The sequence below is a fragment of the Tessaracoccus yangjingae genome (assembly GCF_055326235.1).
The window spans coordinates 1-12,395 of sequence record NZ_JBUZNN010000009.1; the positions used below are offsets into that span (position 1 = coordinate 1).

The window sequence follows — 12,395 nt, forward strand, 5'->3', positions numbered from 1 at the left end:
GAGGATTCTGAAGGTCTGGCGGGCGACGTATCGTTTGAGGCAGCGGCGGATCTCTCGCTTGGTTCGGCCTTCAGCGGTGCGGCGTTCGATGTAGGCCTTGGTGGCTGGGTCGTTGCGTTGTCTGCAGAGGATGATGGTGTGGATGGCCTGGTTGAGGTGGCGGTCGCCGGAGCGGTTAAGGCGGTGTCTGGTCTGTTGTGTGCCGCTGGTGGCCGGGATGGGGGCGGTTCCGGAGAGCATCGCGAATGCGGCCTCGGAGTGGACGCGTCCGGGATGGGACCACACCAGCAGCAGGCTCGCCGCGACGATCGGTCCGACGCCGTTGAGGTCGAGCAGGTCAGGGCGCCACTTCCTGACGATGTCGAGGATCTGCCGTTGCAGGGCCTTGGCGTAGAGCCGCAGCGACCGGGCCCGCTGTGCGAGTTCCTTCAGTACCGGCATCAGGATCCCGGTCAGGGGGTCGTCATTGGTGTGGGGTCGTAGTTTCAGGGCCTGGGTGACCATCGGGGCGGTCTTGCGGCCGGTGAACCGTGACCGGAGCTCGTCGGGGGCGGTGAGCACCATCGAGCGGAGTTGGCGTTCGGTGTCGGTGGCCTGCGTGATCGTCAGGTGTCTGCTGGTGACAAGGACCTGGAGCGCGGCACGGTCACCGGTGACCGCCCGCGGGGTGGACAGGGAGTCCCGGCCCAACGCGTCCCGGGCTGCCCGGACCGCGTCGATGGAGTCGGACTTTGCGCCGTTGCGGCGCTTGATCCGCTCTGGTCGGTCGACCTCGACCACCAGTTCGCCGGCCAGGGCGCGGGTCAGGCCGATGCCGTGGCTGTTGGTGCCCTCGATGGCCCACCCGCGCCGGCCGGGACGGGTGTGGGCCCAGTCGATGAGCTGCTGATAGCCGGCCGGGTCGGCCGGGGTCTTGATCGTGTCGAGCACCCCGCCGGTGACCGCGTCAACGGCCGCGGCGACGTGGAACTGCTCGTGGGTGTCGACCCCGATCACGAGGTCGACAAGCTCGCGGAGATTCTTCACACTGGACATGCGTCCCCTTCCATGGACGTCAACCATCGGGTTCCGATCCGGGCAGGGACTAGGCACAACTGTGATGGGACACAACCGGCGCTGCTGACGCTGGTTGGTCAAGCTCCTGAATCAGGCCACTGGTTTCTGCTCGGGTCGGGGTCGACGCTCACGCCGGACATGTCCTGACCAAGGCACCCGGAGGGCCAGCTTCGAGGAGAGTCACGACGCGACCGTCGATCCCAACAACACCACCAATGAGGTGGTGACACCAGACTCACAGCTTCGAGGCTCGTCGCTTCGCTCCTCGCACCTCAGCCAGCGAGTACGGCTCGTCGCTGCGCTCCTTGCGGCCCGGCTCAACCAGCTGTCGGGGGGAGGGCCGGCCTACAGGTCGGCGACGGCGAGCTCGATAGCCCGACGCGCGGCGAGGGAGTCGGCCCGGGTCAGGGCACGGAAGGCGTCGGCGACCTCGCCTGGCAGGTCGAAGTCCGGGCTGACCAACCACTGGACCTGGAGGCCGTCCCAGACGGCGGCCATCTGCCGGGCGAACTGCTCAGGCTCGATGTCCGGATGAGCCCGGCCCTCCTGCTGGAGACTCACCAGCAACTCCCCCCAGGTGCGGCGGACCATAGCGGCGCGGGCCATGAACCACTCGTGGGCGGGGTGCCCCGGCGCGCTGGCGTTGGCGGACTGGACGGTGAAGAGCCGGACCCGGTTGCGGTGCCCCCTGTCGGCGGCGGCCAACGCGCGGATCCCTTCAGCGGGGTCCCCCGTGCGTCTCAACTGTTCGCTCGCGCTGTCGAGGTCGGCCTGCTCGAGGGCGGCCACGAACAGGTGGTCCCGCGTGGGGCAGTGGTAGAGGACCGTGGCCTCCGGCAGCCCGGACAGCTCGACCACGTCGGCGACGGCCACGTTCTCATGCCCCTTGTCGTTGACGAGCGCGAGGGCGGCGCGGCCGATCTGCTCGCGCCGTTTACGTGTCTTGGCGTAGGGACCTCGTTTCCGAGGGGCGGTGGTGTCGGTCACGCTCCCACTGTCACCCAAAACAAGGCTTGGCGCAACCTTTGGGCGCACTGGGCCCAGAGTCCAGTCGTTGACCCGGACTGAAAAGCATGCTTTCCTTGGTTTTGGGACACGAGGCCCACGCCGCTCAAGGAGGAGCACACACCCATGACCACCCCCGAATCGCCGGCCGTCGAGGCCGAAGCCCCCATGACGGAGGAGCCGTCCAGCCCGGGCACGTCCGCCCGGTACTCGGGCGGGCGCCCGTACCGCAAATACCTGCTCTGGTACGGCCTCGCCACCGCGGGCATCGTCGCGCTCTGGGGCGCCGCTGCCGGGGTGATCCTGCCCAACCACATCCAGGGCATCGCCTTCCGCGAGTGGTTCACGGGGCTCGACGCCGCCGTCGACCTGGTGGCACTGAACAACCTCAAGGCCCAGGTCGACGCCGGGGCGGTGCAGCCCACCGCCGAGCAGACCCGGCTCCTGGGCATCCTCGCCGGCTTCGATGCCGCCCGCGCCCAGAGCCTGGCGCTGGTCAGCGCCATCGGCGTCTTCGTCACCATGTTCATCCAGCCCATCACCGGCGTGCTGTCGGACCGCACCCGGTCCGGCTGGGGGCGCAGGGCGCCGTGGATCCTCGGCGGGGCCGTGATCGGCTCGGGCCTGCTGGTGGGTCTGCGGTACGCGAACTCGATCCTGCTCGTCGCCGTCTTCTGGGCGCTGGCGCAGCTGGTGGTCAACATCGCCCAGGGGCCGCTCAACACCACCGTCGCGGACCGCGTCCGGGAGGACAAGCTCGGGGGCGCCTCGGCGATCACGGGCCTGGGCAGCATGGTGGGCGGCGTGTTCGGCGGCGTCCTGGCCGGCGTCCTGTTCGGCTCGATTGGGCTGGACGTCTACTACGTGTTCGCCGGGGTGATGCTCGCGTTGTGCCTGGCATTCGTCTTCATGGCGCCCGACCGTTCCTCCCGGGGGCTGGAGGTCGCCCCCATGCGCTGGGGCGGGTTCTTCGCGTCGTTCCTGATCCCGCTGCGCGATGCCGACTACCGCTGGGTCTGGCTCGCCAAGATCGTGATGATGTTCGGCTACGCCGTGTCGACGGCGTTCGGCTTCTTCATGATGCAGAGCTACATCCGCCCGGCGCTTAGCGCGGCCGAGGCCACCCAGCTGGCCCCGCTCCTCGGCCTCGTCGCCCTCCCGGGCATGGTGGTGTCGATGCTCGTGTGCGGCCGCTGGTCGGACCGCATCCAGCGCCGCAAGCCGTTCGTGTTCTGGACCTCGGTGCTGATGGCGGCCTCGTTCCTCCTGCCGCTGTTCTGGCCCTCGCTGCCCGCCTTGTTCATCCAGGCTGTGATCAGCGGGATCGCGCTGGGTGGGTACATGGTGGTGGACCAGGCGCTGTTCATCGACGTCATCCAGGACAAGCGCACGGCCGGGCGGGATCTCGGCATGAGCGCCCTCGGCGGCAACCTCGGCCAGGCGCTCGGCCCCCTGCTCGCCGGGCAGCTCGTCGCCTTCACGGGCGGTTACTCCGGGGTCTGGATCATGGGCGCGGTGATCGTCACGATCGCCGCCGTGGCCATCCTTCCCGTCAAGCGCGCCCGGTAGAGCCGGGATCCACCACACCATCTTCCGCAACGAGACGAAGGCAGACCCATGACCGACTCCCTCCTCGCCGACAGGGCGATCCCCGCCGGAGAGCCCAGCCGCTCGTCGCTCCGCCCCGACGCGGACGCAGGCCTCCCGGACACCTGGCAGCTCGACGTTCCTGGGTTCGAGGCGCCCTATGTCGACGTCGACGAGGCACGTGCCCTCCCCGTGCCGCACCGGTACGTCCACGGGGGGTTCGCCGGCACCGACACGCGCTTCTCCTTCTATTTCCCGCCGGCCGAGGGCTACCAGGTGCGGTTCTTCCAGCACGTGACGCCCGTGCCGCAGAGCGAGAACCTCGCCCCGCTCGCCACGGGCGAGGAGGACAAGATCACCTTCGCCCTCACGAGCGGCGGCTACCTCGTCGAGACCAACGGCGGCGGGCCGGACGCGGCCAATCCCTTCTCCGGGATGGATCCGACGATCGGCGCCTACCGTGCCAACGCGGCCGCGGCGCAGTTCTCCCGTGAGGTCGCCCGCGCGATCTACGGCGATCACCGGCCCTACGGCTATCTGTACGGCGGCAGCGGTGGCGGGTTCCGCACCATCGGCGCGGCCGAGAACACGTCGGGCGTGTGGGACGGCTTCGTGCCCTACGTCATCGGCAGCCCCATGGCGATGCCCAACGTGTTCTGCGTGAGGATGCACGCCCAGCGCGTCCTCCGCGACGTGCTCCCCGGCATCGCCGACGCCTACGACGTGGGCGGTGACCCGTCGTCGCTGACCCTGAACGCCGAGCAGCGGGCCGCCTTCGAGGAGGTCACCCGCATGGGCTTCCCGGTGCGCTCGTGGTTCGGCTGGCGCACGATGGGCATGCACGGCTTCAGCGCGCTCTACCCCGGGGTGCTCGCCGCCGATCCCTCGTATCCCGACGACTTCTGGACGCAGCCCGGCTACCTCGGCGCGGATCCGGAGTCCGGCGTCCACGCCGACCGGGTGGTGCACGAGGCCATGATCGTGGGCCTGGGGTCGGGTGAGGCCGGCCTGGATGCCGCCGGCGCCGGGGGCGTCGACGAGTCGTTCCGGAACGCGGGCGGGGTGGTCGCGGCTCCGGTGGAGCTTCGGCTCGACCCGCCCCCATCGGGGTGGATGCTGGGTGCCGAGCTGCGCGTCACGGGCGGCGCGGCGGCGGGGCAGACCCTCCGCGTGGAGTCGGTCGACGGGGACGTCGTGCACCTCGAGCCGGGACAGGCCGCGACCGCCGCGCTGCTCGCTGCGGGCAACCCCGTCGTCCTGGACAACTCCAACTTCCTCGCCGCCCAGACCTACCACCGGCACCAGGTGCCGGGGTCCGAGTACGAGGTGTGGGACCAGTTCCGCGACGAGTCGGGCTCGGCGATCTACCCGCAGCGCCAGATGCTGCTGGGCCCCCTGTTCACGGCCAGCGCGTCGGGGACCGTGCCTACCGGGGCGGTGACCGGCAAGATGATCGTCGTAGCCTGCCTCCTCGACAGGGAGGCCTTCCCCTGGCAGGCCGACTGGTACCGGCGCCGCGTCGACGAGCACGCCGGCGGCGACGCGAGCCACCGGTTCCGCCTGTGGTTCATGGACAACGCGACGCACGGAGACTCCGAGGGCCAGGAGGAGCGGACGCACACCGTCTCCTACGTCGGCGCCCTGCATGCGGCGCTGCGCCAGCTCGCCGCCTGGGTGGAGGACGGGGTGGAGCCGGCGCGGACCACGTCGTACACCGTCTCAGACGGCCAGGTGGCCATTCCTGCGGCCGCGAGCGAGCGTGCGGGGGTCCAACCGGTGGTGGAGGTGCTGGTCAACGGCGCCCAAGTGGCTCGGGTGCGCGCTGGTGAGGTGGTCGACGTCGTGGTCGCGGCCGAGTTGCCGTCGGGAGGCCTCCCCCTCCGCGAGCTCGCCCTCGACCTTGCCGGCGTCGGGGACTTCGGCCAGACCCGGGAGCTGGACGGCGGCACCTCGAGGGTGGAGGCGTTCTCCACGAGCTTCGACCGGCCGGGCACCTACTTCGTCGCGGCCAGGGTCACCAGTCAGGATCCCGCGGATCGCGGCACCTCCGTGGGGCGGGTGCACAACATCGCCCGGGCGAGGGTGATCGCCGACTGACACCCCAGCCCGCGGGCGAGGCCGGGGTGCCGCCCCTCCGCTGGCTGAGGTGCCGCGCAGCGGCCTCGAAGCCTAAGAAACGTGCGTTGACAAGGGAACTTGGCCCCCATTGTGTGTGGTCGGGTGGGGCGGTGGGTGGTGGGGGCCGGGCCGCCCATACTTCCGGCGGTGGCGCTTCGCGCCTGCGCCGTCAGCAACGCCCACCCAACCTGCCCCGGCCCCCACCACCCACCGCCCTGCTGTACCCACCGCCCCTGCCTCCCCCCATCGCCCACCTCCCTGCTGTCCCAGCCGCCCCTGTGCCCCTACCAGCTGGCTGAGGTGCCGCGTAGCGGCCTCGAAGCCTAGAAAACGGGAGCTGACAAGGAACGTTTCTCATCTCAGGCTTCGAGGCTCGTCGCTGACGCTCCTCACACCTCAGTCAGCCAGCGGTAGTCCCGCTGGTTGAGCCGGGCCGTGAGGAGCGAAGCGACGCGCGCCCGCGTCGAAACCAACGTGAGTTCACCAGCGAGTTGCTCCCGGCCATCCAACCGAGTTATGCGGCTAACTGGTCAAGTTAAGCGCCTTCGGCGCTGGGATCTGGACTGGCCTCACAAGATCGCTGGGGGCTAGGTTGGTGAAGTCTAGTCCCGTGACTACGGACAGTCCATGGTCTGCGCAGAAGTGTTCCGTGGCACAATGAATCATTTGGTATGCAATCGTCGTCGCGTCGCCGCAGTCCGGAACTGCCGAGGACCAGAAGGCCAGCAGGATATCTCGATCATCAGGGATGAGTTCGTGATCATCGTGTTCTTCCGATGGCTCTCGATTAACTACATGAATGTTGAGACTTCGGATGGTCGACAGATTGTCCAGAATTTCTGACGCGGGCTGGTCAATCATGCGGCTGAGTAGATCAAGGCTTATGTGCACCCCGTCAGGCAACTCTGCTGGGCAGCCGAAAGCCAGCAACCCGCACACAGCCAACCGCTCACCCTCCGTCATCCGGCCTAGTGCTTCATAGAACGACTCAGCCACACGGCGGACTTCTCGGCGCTTCCGCCGTTCCCGCTGACTACGGTCCTTGACGCCTAGCGCCTTGAAGAGTTCGTCGACATTCTGCGGAAAGGCAGGAGCAAGTTCACGCGGGCCGAGCTTCTCGATGATTGCCGAGGCCAGCCCCCGTGGCTGCATAGATTCGGCCCGAAGGTAGCTTATGGTGGGGAGCAGGCCAGGAATCTCTGTGTCGTCGAATCTGACTGGGAGAATATACTCCGCGCGATCGTTCATCGCCCGCGCCTGGGCGCTCCGTCGTTCGACAGAGGTCCAAGCCTTCTTGGCATAATCGCCGGAGACAAACATCACGCAGTACTCGCTGGCCTGCCGATAGACCCAGTCAAAATGCTCTACAAGATTCTTCCCCCAAAGCTGGGCAGCCTCATAGTCGTCGTAGAACACTTTGACGCCAGCATCGCGCAGCAACGAGGCGGTGGCCTCAACATACTCCCTTTGTTCTCCAGCGAACGAAAGAGCAACGTCGTACTTCTTGTCATCTGGCGGCACTCGGCCACCATAGCTGGTGCCCGGTCCACCTCCGAGTAGGCAGATTCCTACCTTGCGAGGTTGGCCGGACTCGTGGGTCCGCCTGTCCACCAGGGGATGATGTCATGCGCCTCACAGGCGGCGGGGGTGGCGGTGCGGCCGGGAAACACGCATCCTTGGTCGCGTTGGGTGATCGCGGCGCGGAGGGCGGGGGTGAAGTGGCGGTGGGTGCGGCCGCCGTCGAGGGTGCGGGATGCGGTGCCCAGGACCATGGGGGTCAGGCGTGCGTCGCAGGCCATCTTTCCTTCTGCACCGGCCGACAGCCCGTCGATCCCGCCCACACCAAGCGTCGTCACCTGCCCGAGGCCCGTAACCAGCGTGTTGTAGTCCAGGGTGATGTGGACGCGCCGGCGGCGTCCCACAGCGCAGCGAGATACCGCTGCCCCAGGTCCATCACCGTCTCGCTCATGTGAACTATTCTGTCAACGACCACCGACAGGAACAGGCCCGGAAAGCCCTCCCAGCAAGAAATTCTTCGGGCAATTTCTGGCCGTCCAGACGAGCATCCAGGAAACCGTTGGCTACGCCGTCGGGAGACGTGAATAACCTTGTCAGACGGCCTCGCTACCCGCCTGTGGCGCAGGATGCTCCCGCCTCAGAGTGCCCGCCGCAGCCCCCGCAGCCGCACTGCCACCCAGGCGAGGCCGAAGGAGCCGACGAGCCCGCCGGCCGCGACCGCCAGCGCCTTCACCTCCGCGGGTGCCGCGACCGGTCTGAGGAGTACGGCCAGCGCGAGCAGCGGAATCCCCTGAAGCAGGAACGCCGCGTAGCTGAGCCGCGACAACGCCGTGTCGCCGCGCCAGCACCGGCCCATGGTCCGTTGCGCGACGCCGACGAGCCACACCGGACCGCAGACCACCAACAGCGCCTCCACCACCGCAAAGGCGGCTGCCCACGGGCCGGGCCCCCCGAGCAACGCGGGAATCCGCCCCGCCATCCCTGCCGAGACCACCAACAGCGTCATCGCAGCCAACGCCGCGACCGTGACGGTTCGGCACCGCCTCGCCAGTCCCACCGGGACGCCGTCGAGCCACGATCCGTCGGCAGACCCACCCGACGACGCCACACCCACCGCGAACGCGGCCAGGCATGCCGGCCACTCCCAGAAGTTCCGGCCACTCCCAGAAGTTGAGGTCGCTCGGGCCGGCCTCCGACCCGTAGCTGTACTGCAGCCGCACCGCCCACGAGGCGGCGGCGACGGCGGCCGCGAGCGTGAGCAGGTGGGTGAGCGTGACCGGGCGCGCCGACGCGGGGTCGCGGCCGGTCAGCCGCACCAGCGCCGCGTACGCGAGCGAGAAGATCAGCAGGACGCCGACGAACCACGCCGGTCCGGTGTCGAGCCGGCCGGTGCCGAGAAACTCCTCCGCCCAGGTGACGGTGTCGCGGCCGATCGAGCGGCGCATGAGGTAGGTGAGGGTGGGCTGAAGCAGGAGCACGAAGACGGCGAACGGGATCCCCAGCCGCATGAGCCTGTCGCGCGCGAAGCCTGCCGGGCCGCGCCGGGCCATCGACGGCGCGGCCACGAGCCCGGAGACCAGGAACAGCAGAGGCATCATCACCAGGCCGAGTGGCACGACCAGCACGAACAGGACGGCCTCCGTCGCAAGGCTCAGGGTCACTTCGCGGAACTCGCTGTACGTCCACACCTCGACCGTGCCGGCGTAGCTGAGGACGCCGTGGATGACGATGACCAGGCAGATCAGCAGGGTCTTGAGGGTGTCGAGCCAGGCGCGACGACCCGTCGAGGGTGCGGCCTCCATGGATCAGAGTGTCCCGCCGTCGTCCCCGGCTGACAAGGAGCGGCGGCTGCCGGGCAGTCTCGCGTGGGTCGCGTGCCGCGCCCTCCGCGGGCCGAGGTGTCGCGTAGCAGCCTCGAAGGCTCAGAAACTTGAGCTGACAAGGAACGTTCTCGAGGCTTCGAGGCTCGTCGCTTCGCTCCTCGCACCTCAGCCAGCGGGGTGGGATCGTCGCTTCGCTCCTCGCACTCAGCCAGCGGGGAGGGATCATCGTCGCTTCGCTCCTCGCACCTCAGCGTCCGGGGCCGCGGGTGTCCCTTGTGGCGCAAGGAGGAGCGTTCCTACAAGTCAGCCAGCGGTGGTGGGATCGTCGCTTCGCTCCCCACCTCAGCCAGCAGGGTGGGCTGCCGTTGCTGCCTCGTCGGAGACCGCCCAGGAGTATCGTGGAATGAGTTCCTGGAGGGCATCATGAGCACCACGACTCACCCCACAACCGCGCCCACCCAAGGTCCCAGCGCCCGCGAGGCCCGCACAGTTGCGGAGGCGGCACGACAGACCGAGTGGACGAAGCCCAGCTTCGGCAAGGAGCTGTTCCTCGGCAGACTGCGGCTGGACCTCATCGAGCCCTGGCCCACGCCCAGCCCGGCGGCCAGGGCCAAGGGGGAGAACTACCTGACCCGCGTCGAGGAGGCGTGCCGCCGGATCGACGGCGCCCGGATCGAGCGGGAGGCGATGATTCCCGACGAGACCTTCGCCGACCTGGCCCGGATCGGGGCGTTCGGGATGAAGGTGCCCGAGTCGCACGGCGGCCAGGGGCTCACCCAGTACTACTTCAACAAGGCGCTGATGCTGATCGGCTCGGCCAACCCCGCGGTCTCCGCGATGCTGTCGGCCCACCAGTCCATCGGCGTGCCGCAGCCGGTGAAGATGTTCGGCACCGCGGCACAGCAGGAGGCATACCTCCCGCGCGTGGCCGCCGGTGAGGTGTCGGCGTTCCTGCTCACCGAGCCAGACGTCGGATCCGATCCCGCGCGCCTCGCCACCACGGCCACGCCCGACGGCGATTCCTACGTCCTCGACGGGCTGAAGCTGTGGGCCACCAACGGCACCATCGCCGGCCTGTTCGTCGTGCTCGCCCGCGTCCCGGCCACCGCCGGCGGCAGGGGAGGGATCACCGCGTTCGTCGTGGAGGCGGACTCGCCCGGTATCACGGTCGAGCGGCGCAACACCTTCGTCGGCCTGCGCGGCATCGAGAACGCCCTCATCCGGTTCCACCAGGTGCGGGTGCCTGCGGCCAACGTCCTGGGCGACGCCGGCAAGGGGCTGAAGATCGCCCTGGCCACCCTCAACACCGGCCGGCTGTCGCTGCCCGCGATGTGCGTGGGCGCGTCGAAGTGGTCGCTGCACGTGGCCCGCGGCTGGGCTGCGGAGCGGGTGCAGTGGGGCCGACGCGTGGGGGACCACGAGGCCATCGCCACCCGGATCGCGTTCATCGCGGCCACCACCTACGGCATGGAGTCGATGCTTGACCTGGCGAGCATGCTGGCCGACGACGACGCCAACGACATCCGCATCGAGGCGGCGCTGGTCAAGCTCTACGCCTCCGAGATGGCGTGGCGGATCATCGACGACCTGGTCCAGATCCGCGGTGGCCGCGGCTACGAGACCGCCGAGTCGCTGGCCGCCCGAGGCGAGCGCCCCGCGGAGGTCGAGCAGCTCATGCGCGACATCCGCATCAACCGCATCTTCGAGGGATCCACGGAGATCATGCACCTCCTCATCGCGCGCGAGGCTGTCGACGTGCACCTCGAGGTGGCCGGCGAGATCATCGACCCCGACGCGACGACGCGCGCCCGCGCCGAGGCGGTGGCGAGGGCCTCCGCCTTCTACGCCAAGTGGCTGCCGATGCTCGCCGTCGGTGCGGGCACCGTGCCCGGGGCGTACCGGGAGCACGGGCCGCTGGCCGAGCACCTACGGTACGTGGAGCGGGCGGCCAGGCGCCTCGCCAGGTCGATCTTCGCGGGGATGGCCCGCTGGCAGGGCCGGTTGGAGCATCGGCAGGCGTACCTGGGCCGGATCGTCGACATCGGCGCCGAGCTGTTCGCCATGTCCGCCGCGTGCGTGCGGGCGACGGCGGAGCGGGAGACCAGTCCCGAGGGGGTGGAACTCGCGGCGGCGTTCTGTGAGCAGTCCAGAGTGAGGGTCGATGCGCTGTTCGGGGCGCTGTGGCACAACTCCGACCGCAGCGACCGGCACCTCGCGCGCCGGGTGCTCGACGGGCATCGTGCGCGGCTGGAGGACGGGGTTCTGCACGTCGCCGACGACCTGCCGTGGGTCGCGGCGTGGGAGCCGGGACCCGCGACGGTGGAGGACGTCCGTCGCCGGATCCCGCGCGTGACCTGACCGGCCGGAACGGTCATCTTCTACCGGTCGTAGTGGAAGAATTCGCCTTATGGACATGGATACGTTCCGCGGTCCCGATGCCCCTGTCGCCGTCGAGGGCGCCGAACGACCGGACGTGTCGCGTGCTCTCTGGCTGGTGAAGTGGCTCCTGGCCTTCCCGCACTACATCGCGCTCGCCTTTCTCGCCATCGGCGCCGTGTTCGCCTGGCTCTGGGCGTTGATCGCGATCCTCATCACCGGGCAGTACCCCCGCGCCGCGTTCGACTACCTCGTCGGCATGATGCGGTGGGGATGGCGCCTCTCCTACTACCTCTACAACGTCGGCGCCACGGACCGCTACCCGCCGTTCACGCTCGCTGACGTGCCGGACTACCCCGCGCGGCTGGACGTGCGCTACCCCGAGCGGCTCTCCCGCGGGCTGGTGCTGTTGAAGTGGTGGCTGCTGGCCATCCCGCACTACATCATCCTGGCCGTGCTGTTCGGCTTCAGCCGCCCCCACAACAACGAGGCGGGGCAGGTCACCACCGACACCAACTGGCCCGGCCTGGTCCCGATCCTCGTCCTGATCGCGCTCATCATGGTGCTGGTGTCCGGCACTTACCCGCAGCAGGTCTACCGGGTGGCCATGGGGTTCAGCCGGTGGCAGCTGCGCGTGACGGCCTACACGCTCCTCATGACGGACGACTACCCGCCATTCCGGCTGGACCAGGGCCCCTACGAGCCTGGCGGCCCACGGCTGATGCCGCTGCCGCCCACCTGGGACGATGGTTGGCCCACCGACGACGCCCCGCCGTCGGCCCAGCCCCCGTTCCCGCCGCCGACACCTCCGACCCAGCCTCCGCCGTCGGCGCAGCCCCCGTCCCCGCCACCACCTTCGACCCAGCCTCCGCCATCGACCCAGCAGCCTCCGCCACCGCCGACCGCCTGACC

Annotated in this window: 8 protein-coding genes and 1 pseudogene; 4 read left to right on the forward strand and 5 right to left on the reverse strand. The window is 69.3% G+C overall.

All coding sequences use genetic code 11. The annotated features are described in order from the left end of the window. A partial coding sequence (locus ACZK5D_RS12570; protein ID WP_463665531.1) for an IS110 family RNA-guided transposase occupies positions 1–1,035 on the reverse strand: 1,035 nt, incomplete at its 3' end. A 366-nt stretch (positions 1,036–1,401) separates the two neighbouring features. Further along, positions 1,402–2,043, reverse strand: coding sequence for a TetR/AcrR family transcriptional regulator (locus ACZK5D_RS12575; protein ID WP_458995717.1), 642 nt, complete (start codon positions 2,041–2,043; stop codon positions 1,402–1,404). Positions 2,044–2,187: 144 nt separating this feature from the next. Between ACZK5D_RS12575 and ACZK5D_RS12580 the strand changes: the two genes are divergently transcribed. Together ACZK5D_RS12580 and ACZK5D_RS12585 are read left to right on the forward strand one after the other, a co-directional pair. Beyond that, the gene (locus tag ACZK5D_RS12580) at positions 2,188–3,630 is read left to right on the forward strand and encodes an MFS transporter (RefSeq protein WP_458995718.1); all 1,443 of its coding nucleotides are present in this window, start codon (positions 2,188–2,190) and stop codon (positions 3,628–3,630) included. 48 nt (positions 3,631–3,678) lie between these two features. Further along, the gene (locus ACZK5D_RS12585; RefSeq protein ID WP_463665532.1) at positions 3,679–5,745 is read left to right on the forward strand and encodes a hypothetical protein; all 2,067 of its coding nucleotides are present in this window, start codon (positions 3,679–3,681) and stop codon (positions 5,743–5,745) included. Between the two features lie 543 nt (positions 5,746–6,288). On the opposite strand, the gene ACZK5D_RS12590 is transcribed toward ACZK5D_RS12585, so the two are convergent. The 3 genes and pseudogenes from ACZK5D_RS12590 to ACZK5D_RS12600 all read right to left on the reverse strand — a co-directional run bounded on the left by ACZK5D_RS12590 (position 6,289) and on the right by ACZK5D_RS12600 (position 9,086). After that, positions 6,289–7,287 carry a toll/interleukin-1 receptor domain-containing protein gene (locus tag ACZK5D_RS12590; RefSeq protein WP_463665533.1) on the reverse strand — a complete coding sequence of 333 codons (999 nt, stop codon included), beginning with the start codon at positions 7,285–7,287 and terminating at the stop codon, positions 6,289–6,291. A 47-nt stretch (positions 7,288–7,334) separates the two neighbouring features. Beyond that, a pseudogene (locus ACZK5D_RS12595) lies at positions 7,335–7,691 on the reverse strand (HNH endonuclease signature motif containing protein); the annotation flags it as partial. A gap of 186 nt (positions 7,692–7,877) precedes the next feature. Then, the gene (locus ACZK5D_RS12600; RefSeq protein WP_463665534.1) at positions 7,878–9,086 is read right to left on the reverse strand and encodes an acyltransferase family protein; all 1,209 of its coding nucleotides are present in this window, start codon (positions 9,084–9,086) and stop codon (positions 7,878–7,880) included. Between the two features lie 444 nt (positions 9,087–9,530). On the opposite strand from ACZK5D_RS12600, the gene ACZK5D_RS12605 reads away from it, so the two are divergent. Both ACZK5D_RS12605 and ACZK5D_RS12610 read left to right on the forward strand, forming a co-directional pair. Then, positions 9,531–11,465, forward strand: coding sequence for an acyl-CoA dehydrogenase family protein (locus ACZK5D_RS12605; protein WP_463665535.1), 1,935 nt, complete (start codon positions 9,531–9,533; stop codon positions 11,463–11,465). A 55-nt stretch (positions 11,466–11,520) separates the two neighbouring features. Beyond that, positions 11,521–12,393, forward strand: coding sequence for a DUF4389 domain-containing protein (locus ACZK5D_RS12610; protein WP_463665536.1), 873 nt, complete (start codon positions 11,521–11,523; stop codon positions 12,391–12,393). Positions 12,394–12,395 lie beyond the last annotated feature (2 nt).